The following is a 19123-nucleotide window of genomic DNA, read 5'->3' on the forward strand; positions in this document are numbered from 1 at the left end:
AGTTTACAGTTCGCTTTTAACTGAAAACAGAAAACTGTAAACCGCACGGGCGGCCCCGTGAAAACTATTTTCAAAAAATGGAAATCATTTTAAAAACAGATATTGCCGGCCTGGGCTATAAAAACGATATCGTTATAGTTAAGCCAGGTTATGGCCGCAACTACCTGATTCCTCAGGGGTATGCGATCATGGCAACCGATTCTAATCGCAAAATCGTTGCCGAAAACATTCGTCAGGCTGCTCACAAAGCCGAGAAAATTAAGAACGACGCTCAGGCTTTGGCCGATGGCATTGGCGATATCACGCTGACCATCCCTGCAAAGGCGGGCGAAAGTGGTAAAATTTTTGGCCGGGTTACCAATACGCAGGTAGCCGATGCACTGCGCGAAAAAGGATTCGATATTGATCGGAAGAAAATTACGGTCGACGATGTTAAAACGCTTGGTAGTTACGAAGCCTCGCTGGATCTTCACAAAGATGTGAAACATAAAGTAAAATTTGAGGTTGTAGCGGCTGAATAAGCTACCCCAACTTCTCTTAAAACCGACCGGCCCGTACTAACGTGGCTGGTCGGTTTTTTTGTTATCTTTGAGTAAACGAAACAGGCTCAAATGGTTACGCTCGATTTAGATCAATTGATGGAAGCGCCCAATCTTAAACTGCTTATGCAGCAGGCAGAAGTCGCCCTGCGCAGCGAAGAACGGCAACGACAGGCGTATTATGAGTGGATACATGAAGACCAGAAGGCCGAATTTATAAACAGTCGCCAGCCAAAGAGAAAGAGCAACACGGGGCTGCGGTTGGTAATTTGTATAGCTTACTAAAAGCCTATCTCATCAAACATCGCTTGGGCCGGGTAGCCTCCGAAAAAGCTATGATTTCGCTAACGCGCAACGACTACGAACCCGACATCTGTTTCTGGACGACTGCTCACGCTCAGGATTTCGATAGCGATAGTTGTTGAAGTCCTCTCAAAAAGCACTGAAAAAGTTAACCGGGGTATTAAGTTTGAGGATTATGCAGCGCATGGCATTCAGGAATACTGGATTATAGATCCCACGAAGCAACTCATTGAACAGTACATACTGGATACTGATCTACAAGCCTTCGCACTAGATATTACAGCCCGTCTCCAGCATGATATTGCGTCTAAAGTTGTTGCGGGTTTTCTGACTCCCGTAAGCGCCGGATTCGATGAAGCCATCAGCAACGAGACGCTGACAGAACTGCTGCTCACGTGTTAATCGCTAAAAGCACCATTTACGCAAAAGGTCGGCTTCCTGGCCGACCTTTGCATTATCAGACTTTGGCTTCAATTTCGGTGTAATACCATTCAAGCGGAGCTTTGTAATTCTGAAATATGGTATGAATCTCGTCAAAAGCTTTTGCGTTTTTATACTTGATTTGCCGCCAATCGGTGGGTTCCAGCAATTTCAGTGTTTCACTTAGCGTTAACTTTTGGGCATCCTGCCAATATACGAGCTTTTTCTTTTCGGCAATTGTGCGATAAAGCAGATCGCGGGCACGGATTGAGAAAGCAATTTCCTGTAGTGTTAAAGGCGGGATTCCTTCTATGTATTTCTGCCGCCGGTTAATTTCGTCATGGGCCTGGTCGATTAGTTCATGTAGTGATTCAAAGCTGAGCGTTTTAATGCGTTTCTGGAGGGACATTGCAATTAGGTAAGTCGAAAAGAATAATTTCTCCGTGCAAAGTAAAAAAATAAACGAATATATCTCCTCAACTGCATATAGATGTAGTAATAAATAAATCCATATTACTTTATTTTTTATTTAACGCAACCTTTATATACATAATTTGTGGTCTTAATGGGCATTTGGTCCTTGCAAACAAACAATTAATTAACTCCCTAAAAATCAGCACTCTAAAGCTCAAAATATCTTTCTAAAAAAGGAGCTAATCAGGTCTCTTTTGTGTTAATTTAGTATGCAATACCATACCGAATTCTCGCCTGAATCACTGCCCTACCGCATCGGTCTCAATAGCCGTGTGATAACGGTTGGGTCTTGTTTTGCTGATGTTATGGGGCAACGGCTGCTGGATTATAAACTGGCCGTCTTAACTAACCCTTTCGGAACGATCTTCAATCCGGTTTCAATTGCCAAACTACTAACCATGGCTCTCCAGGGCGCAACACCCGACGAAAACCGGTATGTTGAACGCGATGGTGTATGGTTTCACTACGACTTCCATTCGTCGCTTTGGGCCTATAGTCGGGACGAATTACGGGCCAAACTTATTCAGTGCCTGTCAGAAACGGCTGATGCTATACGAAAAGCAGATTTCCTGATTATAACGCTGGGGACCTCGGTCGTTTACCGACATATTGAAACAGGAAAAGTTGTAGCCAACTGCCACAAAATGCCGGGTCAATTGTTCGAAAAGTACCTCTATCAGATCAACCACCTTCGCGACGATATGACCCGTCTTCTAAAAACAATACATAAGGCAAATTCCACACTTAAAGTCCTCTTAACAGTTAGTCCGGTTCGGCATACCCGCGATACGCTTCCGCTCAATCAGGTAAGCAAATCGATTCTGCGCGTCATAGCCCACGAACTAACGATCTGGAACGATTGGGTTATGTATTTTCCGGCCTATGAACTGGTCGTCGATGATCTGCGCGATTATCGGTTCTACGAGGCCGATCTTATTCATCCCAATGCGCAGGCTCATGATTATGTTTTTGCCAAACTTGCCGAAAGCGCCTTTACAGCCGACTTACAGCGCTTTGTTACGGACTGGACACAAATTCGTAAATCACTCGCTCATCGCCCTCTGTATGGCCATAGAACGATTGCTCATCGACGCTTTTTAACCAGACTAGTAGCACAATTGGAAGCTTTATCGAACCGAGTCGACGTTTCGGCGGAACTGGCAGCGGTGCGAAGTCGTTTAGAACAAGGAGAAAAAGAGGAACCCGCCACCGAAACCGAATTGGTTTAATCTAATTTGGTCTGACAGTTCATCTCTGCTCCTTTCCTTCTTTCATGTATGTCTGATTATCGATTAGCTAAAGAATCTGTTCTACAAGCACTGAGCAACGTTGAAGAACCCGACCTCAAACGCGATATTGTTTCGCTAAATATGGTGAAAGATATCGTGCTCGGAATTGGTCAGGTTCAGTTTACGGTCGTTTTAACAACGCCAGCCTGCCCTTTAAAAGAAGTTATTCGGAAACGGTGCGAAGATGCTATTCATACCTACATTGGTGCCGACATTGAGGTGAAAATAAATATGACCTCCGATGTTACCTCAACCCGTGCCAATGCGCCAACGCTTCCAGGTGTAAAAAATATCATTGCGGTGTCATCGGGTAAGGGCGGAGTTGGCAAATCGACCGTAACGGCCAATCTGGCCATTGCACTCCACAAATCGGGGGCTAAAGTAGGGATTATCGATGCTGACATTTACGGTCCATCGATGCCTACCATGTTTGGTGCCGAAAACATTCAGCCACGCATTTTTCAGGTCGACGGTCAAACCAAAATGGAACCCATCCAGCAATTTGGCATAAAAATGCTATCGATGGGATTTCTGGTAGCCCCCGGCCAGGCTATTATCTGGCGCGGCACAATGGCTGGCCGAGCTTTGCAACAGTTCTTTTCTGATGCCGACTGGGGCGATCTGGATTATTTACTGATCGATTTGCCTCCCGGAACAGGCGACATTCACTTAACACTGGTTCAGACGGTACCCGTTACGGGAGCAATTATTGTAACAACTCCTCAAAAAGTGGCGCTGGCCGATGCCACTAAAGGGTTGGCCATGTTTCGGCAACCGCAGATTAATGTACCGGTGCTGGGAGTCATTGAGAATATGTCTTATTTCACACCAGCCGAGCTACCTGACCATCAGTATTATATTTTTGGAAAAGGAGGAGGCAAACAACTGGCCGACGAATTTGATGTTCCGCTGTTAGGTCAGATTCCGCTTGTGCAAAGCATCCGTGAAGCGGGCGACGAAGGTCGGCCAGCCATTAGCTCGGGCGAGCCAGTTGCCAGCGACGCCTTCCGGGCAACGGCCGAAGCCCTGGCGCAACAAGTGGCGATTCGGAATGCTACCATAGACCGCACCAGGCGCGTTGAAGTAGCCTAATCAATACCTGGCAGGGCCATGTCTTAGACCGGCGCTGCCAGTTGCATAAAACCTCGACAACCTGTAACTTTACCGTAAATACAAAACTTCATGGAGACGGTAGTTAATAACGATCAACTGATTACAAAAATCGAACGTGCACTCGACAGTATGCGGCCTTATCTGGCTGCCGATGGGGGCAACGTGCGAGTGCTGGAAGTGACCGACGACAAAACCGTCCGACTCGAACTGATTGGCTCTTGTGGTTCCTGCCCAATGTCGGCCATGACGTTCAAAGGTGGTCTGGAAGAAGCGATCTTACGGGCGGTGCCAGAAATAGCTAAAGTCGAAGCGATTAACATCACGCCAGCGTTTTAGCCTCATTTAGCAATGACGTCTAAATTAATATCGATCCTGAACTGATTGGAGGCACGCCTGTGTTTAGAGGCACCCGTGTGCCAGTACAATCACTTATTGATCACCTGGAGGGAAACATTTCCATTGAAGAATTTCTGGATGATTTCCCTACTGTTTCAAGAGAACAGGCTATGGCTTTCCTGGAGCTAGGCATGGCTTCTTTAATTAAAGAAGCCTCTCTATGAGGCTATTGCTAGACGAAAACTTACCCAAACGTTTACGATTTCGATTAGTTTCCAGAATAGGTATCTCCGATGTTAAAACTGTTCGCGAAATGAACTGGAATGGTCGGAAGAAGAAGAGCTACTTGGGTTATTAACATTCAATGGATTTGAGGTATTGATTACTGCCGGCAAGAGCCTGTACAAACAACAAAATTTAGATAAGTTTGCGGTTACAGTACTTGTCTTAAACGTCAAGACAACTAAATATCAGGATATTCAACCAATCTTACCTAAGCTTTACGATTTATTAGATAAGCTACCGATTGGTAAAGTAGTTATCATTGATCCGTAAGGATAGAGCCGCTTATTTAAAACAGGCGGCTTTTTTGTTTCTTTGCACCCGTATCTTCTCCTCAATTCAGTGAAAGTAGGCATTTTCTTCGGTGGACCGGCGCGGGAGCGTGAGGTGTCGTATGCAGGTGGGCGTACAGCTCTGGCTAATTTAGACAAAGGCTTATTTGAGCCTGTTCTGGTATTTGTCGATGGCCGTGGGCACTTTCGGCTTGTCGAACCCGATTTTCTGGATGCACCCTCGCTCCGGGATGCACTTCCGCAGGATAATTCAGGCTTCTCGGTCTACGACGAATCGCTCGATCCTGATGTGCTGGAGGCCACCTTGCCCGAAATTCGCCCAGAACACTTCCGGCATTACTTCGACTTTGCTTTTCTTGCCATGCACGGCCCCGATTGCGAAGACGGCGCCATTCAGGGTTTGCTCGAATGGTATAAAATGCCCTATACCGGCCCCGGCCTGGTTGGGTCGGCAGTAGGTATCAACAAAATTCTGCAAAACGAACTGATTGCGCTCGCCAACGGACAGCAGAAGAAAACAGCTACCATCAGCCGCGATGCGTATGAACGAGCCGATAAAGCCCAGTTTTTTCAGTCGCTGATCGATCATCTGGGTTTGCCAATTGTGGTGAAAGCACCTCACCAGGGTTCTTCAATTGGCGTATCTATTGTTCGCGAAGCTAATCTTACACAATTCTGTCGCTCGGTGGAGCAATGTTTCTTCACAATGAGCATTCAACCCGACGGCTGGAGCAAACTAAGCGAATGGTCTGACTTATCGCCCGACGAAAAGCAGGAACTGGCCCAAACAATGGTTAGTCTCGATTCGGGAATAAGTTTCCCTGTCGTTATTGAGCAAACGGGCGAAATAATTCGACATCCTAAAGATTTTGTTGAAAAGCTCGATGCCCTTACAAGCTCCTCTACCGAATTTCCGATTACGCTGGCATCGCTCAATGCAGAAGATGAAGTACTGTTCGAAGAGTTTATCAGCGGGCAGGAATTTTCGTGTGGAGTCATTCAGGACGACGATCAGATGGCCATTGCCCTGCCTCCAACTGAAATTTACAACGTAACCAGTTTCGATTTCGAGTCGAAATATAAACTCAATACAACAAAGAAACGAATTCCAGTTGATACAACACTGGAGAACAACCGAAAAATACAACTGGCAGTAGCCGATGTATTTACCCGGCTTGGCATTAATGTTTATGCCCGAATCGACGGTTTCCTGACTGCCGACGGGCGCGTACTGCTGCACGATCCGAATACCATTCCGGGCATGTCGCCATCGTCGCTAATTTTCAAACAAATGGCTGAAATTGGCTTAAATCTGGCTAATTCGCTAACCTACCTTATTCGCCAATCATTACGCGAGCGTATTCGTACCGGCAAAGATACCTTCTATCTTAAACAGCTGTTGGCTGGTCTGGACGCGCAGTTGGCCAACCGTAAGGCTAATCCGCTGCCCGAACACGTTATTTCGTTCGGCCCGAACGACGACGAGTTTGTGGCGGCCAAACAGCAGTATAATGAGCGGGCAGCTTCAGGAACAGTGAATCCGACGCTGATGTACATTAAAAGCAAGTCCGAATCATACGAAATTCCGGTACATTTTCTCTTTAAGGAAACCATTGTCGAACTGGAAACAGCTCTCCGTCAACCCCGGCATCCGCTACTGGTTGAAACCACCGAGCGAACCGCTCATATAACTGCCCGATATCTGTAACAGATCTGTTTGGGAAACTACCGTAAGGATTTGGTAGACCACCGTGGAATTGTAATTTTGGCCAATAATCGCTTATAGCTTAATCTGCCCCTTACACGATGACAACGACCCTTGATGCTTCTACTCAGCAACGAATTGACCAATGGCTGGGTGGCAACTACGATTCTGATACCAAAGAAACGATCCAGCATTTGATCGATTCGGGAAATATTACCGAATTAACCGACTCGTTCTACCGCGATCTCGAATTCGGAACTGGCGGCCTGCGCGGTGTGGTTGGCGTAGGCTCGAACCGAATGAACCGCTACACGGTTGGAGCAGCTACGCAGGGCCTGTGCAACTACCTCAATGCCGCTTTCCCCGATCAGGACATTAGCGTGGCCATCGCCCACGATAGCCGCCGGATGAGTCCCGAATTTGCCCGGCTGGTAGCCGATATCTTCTCGGCCAATGGTATAAAAGTTTTTCTTTTTAGTGCCTTACGGCCAACGCCTGAATTATCGTTCGCCATTCGCCAACTGGGTTGTCAGAGCGGTATTGTTGTAACGGCCTCTCATAATCCGCCCGAATACAACGGCTACAAAGTGTACTGGAACGATGGCGCCCAGGTAGTATCGCCACACGACAAAGCCATTATTGCCGAAGTCAATAAAATCAAGTCGGTCGATGAGATTAAATTCGATGGCGCGCCCGAGCGAATCCACATGATCGATGAGGAGATTGACGTGCCCTATATCGAACGGATTAAGTCCAACGCTGTTAATCCGGATGTTATCAAGCGTCAGGCCAATCTGAATATTGTTTATACACCAATTCATGGTACAGGCATCACGCTTGTGCCACGTGCGCTCGATGCGCTTGGTTTTAACAATGTGCATATTGTTGAACAGCAGGCAACCCCCGACGGCAATTTTCCGACCGTTAAATCACCCAACCCCGAAGAGCGAGCTGCCATGCAACTGGCGCTTGACCTGGCCCTATCGCTCAATGCCGATCTGGTAATGGCTACCGACCCCGACGCCGACCGTGTTGGCGCCGGAGCCCGCAACCATCATGGCGAATTTGAATTGCTGAATGGCAATCAGATGGCTAGCCTTATTATTTACTACCTGCTCAACGCCTGGAAAGATGCTGGTAAACTGACCGGCAAGGAGTTTGTTGCCAAAACAATTGTTACAACCGATCTGATCGATCAGATGTGCGAGCGGTATGGTGTAAAGTGCTACAATACCCTGACAGGTTTCAAATATATTGCCGAAGTCATTCGGGAATTGGAAGGTCAGGAACAGTTTATTGGCGGTGGCGAAGAAAGCTATGGTTACCTGATTGGCGATTTTGTCCGCGACAAAGACGCCATTGCGTCCTGCGCCATGATTGCCGAGCTGACTGCCTATGCCAAAGATCGTGGCCAGAGCCTGTTCGATATGCTCATGGCCATGTATCAGGAAAACGGCTTCTATTATGAAGCGCTTGTTTCGCTGACGAAGAAAGGCAAATCAGGAGCCGAAGAAATTCAGCAGATGATGGCCAACTTCCGGGCAAACCCACCGCAGTCAATTGCCGGATCGCCCGTTATTCGTGTTGACGACTACAAAGCCCTGACCCGACTGGATGCCCGGAGCGGCCAGACAAGCGCTATTGAAGCCGGTAAAATGGGCATTGAGTCGTCGAACGTACTTCAGTTCTTTACCGCCGATGGCACCAAAGTTTCGGCCCGGCCTTCAGGTACGGAGCCTAAGATTAAATTCTACGTCAGCGTTCGTGAGCCCCTCGAAAGCAAAGAAGCTTTCGACGACACGTATGCACAGCTAAAAGCAAAAGTGCAGAAAGTAATTGACGAGCTGCAACTAGTCTAAATTGCTATTTTTTCCCTAAAAAAGCCAGATTACGCAAGTAATCTGGCTTTTTTTATTGGTTACAATAAAAAATTAAAATTCTATTAATTAGAATTGCCAGAATAATGCTTTAAGGATAAGTACTAAGTAATTATCCTGTATCTTTTTTCTTGGATCATTTTATCTATTCTAATTAACCTTATGGTTTACAACTGTTTGAAACGGGTGTATTACACCTTACCAATCGTGCTGCTATGCTGGCTCGTGTGTACGGGAGCGTTTGCTCAGGAACGTAAAATTACTGGCCGGGTTACGGATGGAAACGACAACAATGCCCTACCCGGTGCCAACGTTGTGGTTAAAGGCACACAAACGGGTATGGTTACCGATGCCACTGGGCAATTCTCACTCAATGTTCCTGCCGGGCGCGATGTGCTAACGATTTCGGCAATCGGTTATGTAGCGCAGGACGTTACGATTGGTAGCCGAACAACCATCAACATTACCCTTTCTCCCGACATTAAAACACTCAACGAAGTTGTGGTAACGGGATACGGTGCCCAGGCTAAACGCGACATTACGGGGGCCGTAGCAACGGTAGATGCCAAACAACTGCTGTCTGTTCCGGCCACAAACGTAGGACAGGCACTTCAGGGTCGTGTAGCCGGTGTAACGGTGGGTAACGAAAATGCACCGGGTGGCGGAGTTATGGTCCGGATTCGGGGGTTTGGAACTATCAACGACAACTCCCCTCTCTACGTTATCGACGGGGTGCCTACCAAAGGCAACCTGAACACCCTGAACCTGAACGACATCGAGAGCATGCAGATTCTGAAAGATGCGTCGGCAGCATCGATCTACGGTTCGCGGGCGGGCAATGGTGTGGTGATCATTACCACTAAAAAAGGAAAAGCCGGAAAGCCTAAGTTTACGTACGATATGTACTATGGCTCACAGCGACATGGCAAGTTACTCGACATGCTTAACACGCAGGAGTATGCCAATCTGATCTGGGAATCTCGGAAAAATTCGGGAGTTGTAGCCGCAAACGGCAATCCGCTCCATTCGCAGTTCGGTAATGGCCCAACTCCCGTCATTCCCGATTATATTCTGCCTAGTGGCGCTTTTGAAGGCGATCCGCGTGTAGCCCGCAATCCAGACGGAACGTATGTAAATTACAACAACGACATCAACTCGTCGAAATTTCTGCTGATTACGAAAGCCAATAAAGAAGGTACCAACTGGATGGAAGAAATTTTTCGGGTAGCCCCCATTCAAAATCATCAGATAGGTGTTTCGGGAGGTGGCGAAAATGGGCGTTATGCCATGTCGCTCAACTATTTCAACCAGGATGGGATCATGAAGTATACCGGCTACAAGCGCTATTCGCTGCGGTCGAATACAGAATTCAACGTTACCAAACGGGTTCGGGTTGGTCAAAACTTTCAGGTTGCCTACGGTGAGCGAGTGGGACAACCCAGTGGAAACAATACCGAAAGTAATCCAATCTCGTTTGCTTACCGCATTCAACCCATCATTCCGGTTTATGACGTAGCAGGTAACTTTGCAGGTACACGCGGTGGCGATCTGGACAATGCCTTCAACCCAATGGCCGATTTATACCGGAACAAGGACAACGTTCAGAAAGAAATTCGCCTTTTTGGTAATGCCTTTGCCGAAGTCGACATTCTGCCAAACCTGACGGCTCGAACCAGTTTCGGTATTGACTACAATTTGTTCAACTACCGCAACTACTCGATTCGAAACATCGAAGCCTCCGAAGCCCGCGGTTCAAACAGTCTGACAACCAGCAATAACTACGAATGGACGTGGACATGGTATAACACCCTGACCTACAATATATCGTTGGGCGATCGGCATCGGTTTAATGTGATTGCCGGTACTGAATCGATCAAAAATTACTATGAGTTTTTTGATGCCAGCCGGACCAACTTTGCCGTCGATGACATTGAGAACCGATACCTGAGTGCCGGTACGGGTGTTCAGACCAACAATGGTGGCGCTTCGAACTGGCGGCTGGCTTCGGAATTTGCTAAACTGAACTATGCCCTCGACGATAAATACCTGGTCGATCTGACCGTTCGTCGTGACCGCTCGTCGCGGTTTGCTCCCGAATTTCGGTCGGCTGTTTTCCCGGCAGCCAGCGTGGGTTGGCGGATATCAAAAGAAAATTTCTTCAAACCGCTGACCTTTGTTGACGACCTGAAATTCAGAGCTGGTTTAGGGCAAACGGGTAATCAGGAAATTGGTAACTACAACCCGTATACGCAGTTTAGTACGAACCCAATCACGTCGTTCTACGACATCAACGGCACTCGTACGTCAGCCGTTCCAGGTTATGAACTAACGCAGTTTGGCAACGCCAAAGCCAAATGGGAAACCACTACCAGCCTCAACATTGGTTTCGATGCCAGTCTGTTAAAAAACAAACTCGGTATTAATTTCGACTGGTATACCCGCACTACCTCCGATATGCTATTCCCGGTACAGGCTCCGCTCACACAGGGCGTTGCTACGGTTCCCTTCCAGAACATTGGGTCGATGCGTAACCGGGGGATAGATCTGATGATTAACTACGGCGACAAAATTGGAGCCAGTGGCTTTACCTACAACATCGGAGCCAACTTCAGCACCTATCGCAACGTAGTTACCAAAACCAACGGCGACCCAAGCACGCAGTATTTCGGTATCAACGACGAGCGTATCCAGAACTTTGTTGTAACCCAGCAGAATTACCCCATCGCTTCATTCTTCGGGTATACAATCGATGGTATTTTCCAGACCAACGAAGAAGCGAAAGCCTGGCCTGTGCAGTTTGGCAATGCGGCTTCTGAAAACGTAGCCGGACGGTTCAAATTCCATGATGTTAACGGCGATGGCAAAATCGATTCGCAGGATCTGAGCATCATTGGTAGCCCACACCCCAAATTCACCTACGGGCTGAACCTGAACCTGAACTACAAAAACTTTGGATTAACCATCTTCGGTCAGGGCGTTCAGGGCAATCAGATCTTCAACTACACTAAATACTGGACCGACTTCCCAACGTTTGGTGGCAACCGCAGCACCCGTATGCTGTATCAGTCATGGAGGCCAGGGGCAACCGATGCTATTTTACCCCAGCTTCGCTCAAGCGACCAGGTTAGTATCCAACCATCGACCTATTACCTCGAAAGCGGCTCTTACTTCCGGATGAAGAACATCCAGTTGACTTACCAGTTGCCGCAGGCGCTCCTGTCGCGGTTAAAAATCGGCACAATGGCGGTATACGTTCAGGGGCAAAACCTGTTTACAGTCACGAAGTATTCTGGCATGGACCCAGAAGTCAATCTGCGGAGCTACTCAGCTGGCAACGACCGCCAGATTGGTGTCGACGGTGGCTCGTATCCTGTTGCCAAAACTGTTTTGGTTGGTCTGAATCTATCATTTTAATGAATAAAGCCTAATGAGCAGTGATTGATGGAGCGCATAGTTCTGCTATGTCTCATTAGTCACGATCCATTTATCGCCATGAAAAAAACAACCCTAGTCATAATCTCACTTAGTCTGGCAGTAGCTACTTCCTGCTCCGACAAGTTTTTAGATGTACAACCCAAAGCTGCCCTGGCCGTTACAACGCTCCAAAACAAAGCAGGTGTCAATGCCCTGCTGATTGGTGCTTATTCGTTGCTCGATGGTTGGGCAACCCCCGAAGGCGCTTACCGGTCTTATCAGGTTGGTGCCGACAACTGGGTATATGGGAGCGTTGCCAGTGATGACGCCTATAAGGGCACTATTGCGGGCGACCAACCCCCAATTTCTCTGATCGAGCAGGGCAATATACAGTCCGACAACATTTATTTTCGGGGTAAATGGCGCGGTATGTATGATGGTATAGCCCGCTCTAACGATGCCTTACAGGCTGTAGCCGTAGCTAAAGACATGACCGATGCCGAAAAACAGCAGGTTATTGCCGAAGCTCGTTTTCTGCGGGGCCATTATCATTTCGAGCTGAAGAAGATGTATAACATGGTTCCTTACATCGACGAGAAAACCTACAACCCCAATGATCTGGAAAGCACAAAGCTGCCAAACAACACCGACATATGGCCCAATATCGTAGCCGACATAAAAGCGGCTTATGATGCATTGCCAACCAAACAAACTCAGGTCGGTCGGCCAACCAAGTGGGCTGCCGCAGCCGAACTGGCCAAAGCCTATCTGTTCCAGAAAAAATATGCCGAAGCCAAAACGCTGCTGGAAGCAATAGTCGCTAGCGGACAATATAAACTGGTCGATAAGTATCACGACAATTTCAAAGCCGTAACGAACAACAATGCGGAGTCGATCTTTGAAATCCAATATTCGGTTAACGACGGCGCATCGGGTGGCGAAAATGGCAATATCGGGTCAACGCTCAACTACCCCTACGGTGGTGGCGGTGTTACAACCTGCTGTGGCTTTTTCCAGCCCTCACAAAATCTGGTCAATGCCTTCAAAACCGATGCCACTGGCCTGCCTATGCTCGATACGTTCAATGCTTCTGATGTAACAAACGATCAGGGAATTGAGTCTACAGCCCCTTTTACACCCTATGCCGGTACGGTTGACCCACGACTCGACTGGACAGTTGGGCGCCGGGGAATTCCTTTCCTGGACTGGGGTGTTCATCCGGGCAAAGCCTACGTTCGTGACCAATCGTATGGCGGCCCCTATTCGCCCAAAAAACACGTCATGTATAAATCAGATGTAGGTACCAATACGTTTGCCGGGAACCCACGCCTGAACGCCAACAACTACCGAATTATCCGATATAGCCATGTGTTGTTGTGGCTGGCCGAGATTGAAGTCGAAATTGGCGATCTGGAAAAAGCACGCGCCTACGTGAATCAGATCCGCAAACGGGCTGCGAACCCCGACGGTTTTGTAAAAAATACCGACGGAACGCCCTCTGCCAACTACCTGATCAAAGAATACAGCGCAACCTGGACCGACAAAGATCTGGCACGCAAGGCCGTACAGTTTGAACAGCGGCTGGAGTTTGCCATGGAAGGCCATCGTCGGTTCGACCTCGTTCGGTGGGGTATTGCAGATCAGGTACTGAACGCCTATTATCCGGTAGAAGCTAAAAAACGCTCTTACCTCAATGGCGTTTCATTTGTGAAAGGCAAACATGAATATTTCCCAATTCCGATTCAGGAAATATTTAACAGCAAAAAAGGCGGTACAGCAACCCTGACACAGAATCCAGGGTATTAGGTTATGGTTTACGGTATTCGATTTAGGGGCATAAAGAGAATGTATACGCATAGGCCGCGTAACCCTAAACGGTAAGCCATAAACTACAAACCGTAACTCGTAACGTGGTCGGCAGGTAAGTATAGGTAACCTGTCGGCCACTTTTTATGCTAAAACATGAGTGATCCATTATAGATACTCTTCTTTTCAATCAAACCGGCAAACCTTGCTGAAACAAACAGCCGGGCTTCGGGGTAAATTTTCAAAGAATGAACCTCGGGTTATTAGCGCCTGCACTGTCGATAAAAGCAAAGTCATATCTTTTACCGATGCAGTCAATAAACATTTTGCCAAAAAGGCCAAGAACGAGTCTTATAAAGGATACCAGCCATACGACAATTACCGAAATCTGCTTTCCGGCAAAGACACCGCTGACCAACTGGGCCGTTTGCTTCGCTGGAATCCTGAAAAAGAAAAATTTGGGAACGATGCCGAAGCCAATAAGCTATTAAGTCGCCCTGTGCGAACGAAGTGGACCTCCTAAAATTCGTTATCTTTGCAGGCTGTTCGTTCCGGCCTGGCCACTGGCTATCCGGAAAACAACACCTTTATGACTGTACATTTTCATCGACTCGACGAACTCGACACAGTAGCCCGTCAATTGCTGGCCGAAGGGCGAAAGCATTCGGTATGGCTGTTTGAAGGCGAAATGGGAGCTGGTAAAACCACGCTCATTAAAGCACTTTGCCGGGCATTAGGAGTCGTAAGTATGGTACAAAGTCCAACATTTTCGATTGTTAACGAGTATAGTACGCACGAAGGCCATTCCATTTATCACTTCGACTGCTACCGTCTCCGCAACGAAGCCGAAGCACTGGACATTGGCATTGAAGAGTATTTTGATTCAGGCGATTATTGTTTTATTGAGTGGCCGGAACGTATAGAATCGCTATGGCCTGCCACATATTACCAAATTCATCTTTCGGCCGACCATGTTGGTCGCCGAACGGTGAAAACCTTATCAGTTGACTAGTTTTACAGTTTATGGGTTTATGATTTACGGTTTATGGTTTACGGTTGCTCTACGCCTTTAGGTTCTAACAGGCAGAGCAACCATAAACCATAAACCGTAAATTGAAAACTGAAAACTGAAAACTGAAAACTTTTATCGTGTGACTGGATTTGAGGAATTGGCCAAGCAAACGGCCTTATATCCAAAAGAAGCTCCACTGGCCGTTAAGACCAGCCGGAATGGTTTACTCATCGGTTTACCGAAAGAAGTATCGCTTCAGGAGAACCGTATTGCACTCACCCCCGAAGCGGTAGCCATTCTGATCCGAAATGGCCATAATGTTATTGTTGAGAAAGGGGCTGGCGAAAAAGCCAAATTTACGGATACCGAATATAGTGAAGCCGGAGCCCAGATTGCTCAATCGCCCCAGGAGGTCTACGAGGCTAATCTGATTCTCAAAGTTGAGCCTCTGGTCGAATCAGAATTCGACTATGTCAAGTCGGGTAGCACGGTTATTTCGGCCTTGAATCTACCCGCTCATGACCGCTCCTACTTTGAGAAAATCAACAGCAAAAACCTCACTGCCTTTGGCTACGAGTATATCGAAGACCAGGCTGGCAACATGCTCATCATTCGTTCCATGAGTGAAATTGCCGGTAGCACTGTGATGCTTATTGCAGGCGAATACCTCAGCAATGCCGACAATGGCCGAGGTATTATTCTGGGAGGCATAACGGGTGTTCCGCCAACGAAGGTTGTGATGCTGGGAGCCGGAACCGTTACTGAATATGCGGTACGCACATCGCTGGGCATGGGGGCCGATGTGAAAGTATTCGACAAGCATTTATACAAACTCCAACGGCTCAAATACTCGGTTGGTCAGCATGTTTACACCTCCATTATCGACTCTGACACCTTAACGGAAGCCATTCAGCGGGCCGATGTAGTGATTGGTGCCATGCGGGCCGAAGATGGATTAAGCCCCGTTGTTGTAACGGAAGAAATGATTGGTCGAATGAAACCCGATTCGGTTATCATCGACGTGTCCATTGACCAGGGCGGCAACTTCGAAACTTCGCGTATGACTACGCATAAACACCCAACGTTCAAACATATGGGTGTTATTCACTATTGCGTACCCAATATTGCAGCACGAGTTGCGCATACGGCCAGTATGGCATTGAGCAACATCTTCCTGCCATTTCTGCTCGAAACCGGCACTACTGGTGGTATTGAGCAAATGATGTATGCGAACCGTTGGTTTATGAAAGGTGTTTATGCTCATAAAGGAACATTAACGAATGCCTATATAGCCCGGAAGTTCAACATGCGATTTAAGGATTTGGATCTTCTGCTGGCAGCACGTTTTTAAAAGCCCCTTGGGGGCTCTAAATTACTTTCACAATGATTAACCATAGTAACGAAAACACACTTCTCGACGATGCCAACTCCTACGATGTCAATAAGGAATTGATGGGTGCTATTTCGTCGGATTTTGTTAAGGTGGCCGATCAGTTGAAAGAGGCTTCCTATCAGATCAGAAAACGCGGTTTTTCGGAATATCCACTATTTGTGGCTTCGCGCCGGGAGGTTCCGGTGGGTCAACTACTGATTGGCGCAAATGAGCTGGAAAATCAGTGGAACTACAAAGCATCGTTTCTGGACGAGTTCATACAACGCGCGCTGATTGGCCCCGAATCGGTCGACCTCTGGAAAGAGAACTATAAAAAGCCTGACGAATACTGCTGTTTATTTGTTGTTCATGGTGACTTTGCCGGATTTGTTTATATCCCGTATCCAGAAGACTGACATCTTTTCGATGAGAAAACACTAAAGCCGATTCACTACTGAATCGGCTTTAGTGTTTTCTGGAGATGTTGGCAGGCAGTCTCGTTTCACTGCTGGCCGATGCATTCTTCACCAACCAAAACCAGATTGAAAGAATGAACCTGCGGCTCTGGTTCAATAATACTTTTTCGGGAAATTCCTTTCTCCGAAAAAGCCTAGTAAAACGGCATTTCATCTGGTTACCTGCTAGTAAATTAGTCGTCAGACAATAGGGTCAAAATCGACCCTGTACCTATCAAAAACCGCTACTTATCGAGTGTATTGGAGATTAAATCAATTTTGCGTATATTAAGCCAATCTTACTAAAAAGGCTAGGAAAAGATAACTTTTTTTTGTATTTTTACAATCTGTTAGGCTCACCCGAGAGTGTGGTTTACTGAGCCCTAAATAACAAATTTCAGACACGCTCCCATTCCGATATGACCAACGAACTGATTGACGCAGAAACTCCAGTTGAAACCGCGTTAGGTAATTATGGTGCCGATAACATTCAGGTCCTCGAAGGCCTGGAAGCCGTCCGTAAACGCCCAGCCATGTATATTGGCGATGTTGGTATTCGCGGCCTGCACCACCTCATCTGGGAAGTCGTCGATAACTCGATTGACGAAGCGCTGGCGGGCTACTGCGATAAAATTACCGTAACAATTAATCCCGACAACTCCATTACCGTGCAGGATAATGGGCGGGGTATTCCAACTGGCATCAACACAAAAATGGGCAAATCAGCCCTGGAGATTGCCATGACAATCCTGCATGCCGGTGGTAAATTCGATAAAGATACCTATAAAGTTTCTGGTGGTTTGCATGGCGTTGGTGTCTCCTGCGTGAATGCACTCTCAACCGATGTCCGCGTGGAAGTCCATCGCGAAGGCAAAATCTTCGAGCAGGAATACAAAATTGGTATTCCCCAGTATGACGTTCGTGTGATTGGCGAAGCCTCCGATACTGGCACAATAACGCACTTCAAACCCGACGGCAGCATCTTCACCGAAACGGTTTATAAATACGACACCGTAGCCGGACGTTTACGTGAACTAGCTTACCTGAACAAAGGCATTCATATCTTCCTGAAAGACCTGCGCGAACTGGATGAGGATGGTCAACCACTCCGTCAGGACGATTTTTTCTCAGAAGGTGGCCTGGTCGAATTCGTTCAGTATCTTGACGAAACCCGCCCTTCGCTGGATGGCATGAAGCCTATCTATATGGAGAGCGACAAAGGCTCTACACCCGTTCAGGTTGCATTGGTCTACAATTACGAAGCCGGCGAAAACGTCCTCTCCTACGTTAACAACATCAACACGCATGAGGGTGGCACACACGTTCAGGGCTTTCGCTCGGCACTAACACGCGTTCTGAAGAACTATGCCGATAAAAATCCCGGCGTATTGCCAAAGAATGCGGGTAAAGTAACGTTTAGTGGCGAAGATTTCCGGAAAGGCCTAACAGCCGTTATTTCCGTAAAAGTAGCGGAACCTCAGTTTGAAGGTCAGACAAAAACGAAGCTCGGTAACCAGGACGTTGTAAGCGCCGTTAGTCAGGCTATGGCCGATATGCTCGAAACCTGGCTGGAAGAGAATCCCAAAACCGCTGGAGGTATTGTTAAAAAAGTGCTTGTTTCGGCTCAGGCGCGTATTGCGGCCGACCTTGCCTACAAGCGCATCATGACCGAGCGGAAAGACTTTATGGGCGGTATGGGCCTGCCGGGCAAACTGGCCGACTGCTCCGATACCGACCCGGAAAAGTGCGAGCTTTATCTGGTAGAGGGTGACTCGGCCGGTGGTACCGCCAAACAGGGTCGCAACCGGGCATTCCAGGCCATTTTACCCTTACGTGGTAAAATTCTCAACGTAGAGAAAGCCATGGAGCACAAAATTTATGAAAACGAAGAAATAAAAAATATCTGGACGGCCCTCGGCGTTCGGCTTGAAAAGAAAGATGACGAAACGATAATGAACCTCGATAAGCTTCGTTATCATAAAATCATTATCATGACCGATGCCGATGTCGACGGTAGCCACATTCGGACGCTGATTCTGACGCTGTTCTACCGCAATATGAAAGCGCTGATCGATAATGGCTATATTTATATCGCTCAGCCACCGCTTTATCTCGTTAAAAAAGGCAAAGAAGAGCGGTATTGCTGGACCGAAGCCCAGCGTGAAGCTGCCGTTAAAGAACTAGCCGGTGGTGGCCGGGAAGAAAATGTAGGCGTTCAGCGTTATAAAGGCCTCGGCGAGATGAACGCTGAGCAGCTCTGGAGCACAACCATGAACCCCGAAACCCGAAGCCTGAAAGTGGTAACGGTTGAGTCGGCAGCCGATGCAGATCACGTGTTCTCGACCCTGATGGGCGATGAAGTTGCCCCCCGACGTGACTTCATCGAACGAAATGCAAAATATGCCCGAGTGGATGTTTAAAATCAAAAAGGAG

General features: G+C 47.6%; 18 protein-coding genes. 17 read left to right on the plus strand and 1 reads right to left on the minus strand.

The window, feature by feature from the left end:
- Positions 1–77: 77 nt before the first annotated feature.
- The 4 genes from rplI to WBJ53_RS25640 all read left to right on the plus strand — a co-directional run bounded on the left by rplI (position 78) and on the right by WBJ53_RS25640 (position 1244).
- Positions 78–521, plus strand: a complete 444-nt coding sequence (gene rplI, locus WBJ53_RS25625) for a 50S ribosomal protein L9 (protein ID WP_338871528.1) — start codon at positions 78–80, stop codon at positions 519–521.
- Positions 522–611: 90 nt separating this feature from the next.
- The gene (locus WBJ53_RS25630) at positions 612–824 is read left to right on the plus strand and encodes a hypothetical protein (protein ID WP_338871530.1); all 213 of its coding nucleotides are present in this window, start codon (positions 612–614) and stop codon (positions 822–824) included.
- Positions 752–964, plus strand: a complete 213-nt coding sequence (locus tag WBJ53_RS25635; RefSeq protein ID WP_338877234.1) for a hypothetical protein — start codon at positions 752–754, stop codon at positions 962–964. The genes WBJ53_RS25630 and WBJ53_RS25635 overlap by 73 nt, the downstream gene beginning before the upstream one ends.
- Entirely contained in the window at positions 954–1244 is a 291-nt protein-coding gene (locus WBJ53_RS25640) for a Uma2 family endonuclease (RefSeq protein WP_338877235.1), read from the plus strand. Before WBJ53_RS25635 ends, WBJ53_RS25640 begins: the two co-directional genes overlap by 11 nt.
- Positions 1245–1299: 55 nt before the next feature.
- On the opposite strand, the gene WBJ53_RS25645 is transcribed toward WBJ53_RS25640, so the two are convergent.
- Positions 1300–1671: a hypothetical protein gene (locus tag WBJ53_RS25645; protein WP_338871532.1), complete on the minus strand. Its 372-nt coding sequence runs from the start codon at positions 1669–1671 to the stop codon at positions 1300–1302.
- A gap of 274 nt (positions 1672–1945) precedes the next feature.
- On the opposite strand from WBJ53_RS25645, the gene WBJ53_RS25650 reads away from it, so the two are divergent.
- The 13 genes from WBJ53_RS25650 (at position 1946) to gyrB (ending at position 19110) form a co-directional block, all read left to right on the plus strand.
- Positions 1946–2965, plus strand: a complete 1020-nt coding sequence (locus tag WBJ53_RS25650; protein ID WP_338871535.1) for a GSCFA domain-containing protein — start codon at positions 1946–1948, stop codon at positions 2963–2965.
- A 48-nt stretch (positions 2966–3013) separates the two neighbouring features.
- On the plus strand, positions 3014–4117 hold the full coding sequence (locus WBJ53_RS25655; protein WP_338871538.1) for an Mrp/NBP35 family ATP-binding protein: 1104 nt from the start codon (positions 3014–3016) through the stop codon (positions 4115–4117).
- A 90-nt stretch (positions 4118–4207) separates the two neighbouring features.
- Entirely contained in the window at positions 4208–4474 is a 267-nt protein-coding gene (locus tag WBJ53_RS25660) for a NifU family protein (RefSeq protein WP_338871540.1), read from the plus strand.
- Positions 4475–4503: 29 nt separating this feature from the next.
- Complete coding sequence (locus tag WBJ53_RS25665; protein WP_338877236.1) at positions 4504–4698, plus strand: DUF433 domain-containing protein; 195 nt, start codon at positions 4504–4506, stop codon at positions 4696–4698.
- Between the two features lie 400 nt (positions 4699–5098).
- Positions 5099–6757, plus strand: coding sequence for a D-alanine--D-alanine ligase (locus tag WBJ53_RS25670; protein ID WP_338871542.1), 1659 nt, complete (start codon positions 5099–5101; stop codon positions 6755–6757).
- Between the two features lie 98 nt (positions 6758–6855).
- Entirely contained in the window at positions 6856–8613 is a 1758-nt protein-coding gene (locus WBJ53_RS25675) for a phospho-sugar mutase (protein WP_338871544.1), read from the plus strand.
- A gap of 180 nt (positions 8614–8793) precedes the next feature.
- The gene (locus WBJ53_RS25680) at positions 8794–12045 is read left to right on the plus strand and encodes a TonB-dependent receptor (protein ID WP_338871546.1); all 3252 of its coding nucleotides are present in this window, start codon (positions 8794–8796) and stop codon (positions 12043–12045) included.
- A 78-nt stretch (positions 12046–12123) separates the two neighbouring features.
- Positions 12124–13851 carry a RagB/SusD family nutrient uptake outer membrane protein gene (locus WBJ53_RS25685; protein ID WP_338871548.1) on the plus strand — a complete coding sequence of 576 codons (1728 nt, stop codon included), beginning with the start codon at positions 12124–12126 and terminating at the stop codon, positions 13849–13851.
- Positions 13852–14056: 205 nt separating this feature from the next.
- On the plus strand, positions 14057–14374 hold the full coding sequence (locus tag WBJ53_RS25690; protein WP_338871550.1) for a hypothetical protein: 318 nt from the start codon (positions 14057–14059) through the stop codon (positions 14372–14374).
- 66 nt (positions 14375–14440) lie between these two features.
- Positions 14441–14863, plus strand: coding sequence for a tRNA (adenosine(37)-N6)-threonylcarbamoyltransferase complex ATPase subunit type 1 TsaE (gene tsaE, locus WBJ53_RS25695; RefSeq protein ID WP_338877237.1), 423 nt, complete (start codon positions 14441–14443; stop codon positions 14861–14863).
- Positions 14864–15002: 139 nt separating this feature from the next.
- Positions 15003–16214, plus strand: coding sequence for an alanine dehydrogenase (locus WBJ53_RS25700; protein WP_338871552.1), 1212 nt, complete (start codon positions 15003–15005; stop codon positions 16212–16214).
- Positions 16215–16246: 32 nt separating this feature from the next.
- Positions 16247–16651 carry a hypothetical protein gene (locus WBJ53_RS25705; RefSeq protein ID WP_338871554.1) on the plus strand — a complete coding sequence of 135 codons (405 nt, stop codon included), beginning with the start codon at positions 16247–16249 and terminating at the stop codon, positions 16649–16651.
- A gap of 458 nt (positions 16652–17109) precedes the next feature.
- On the plus strand, positions 17110–19110 hold the full coding sequence (gene gyrB, locus WBJ53_RS25710) for a DNA topoisomerase (ATP-hydrolyzing) subunit B (protein ID WP_338871556.1): 2001 nt from the start codon (positions 17110–17112) through the stop codon (positions 19108–19110).
- Positions 19111–19123: the final 13 nt, after the last annotated feature.

Source organism: Spirosoma sp. SC4-14 (genome assembly GCF_037201965.1).
In the GTDB taxonomy this organism is placed as follows: domain Bacteria; phylum Bacteroidota; class Bacteroidia; order Cytophagales; family Spirosomataceae; genus Spirosoma.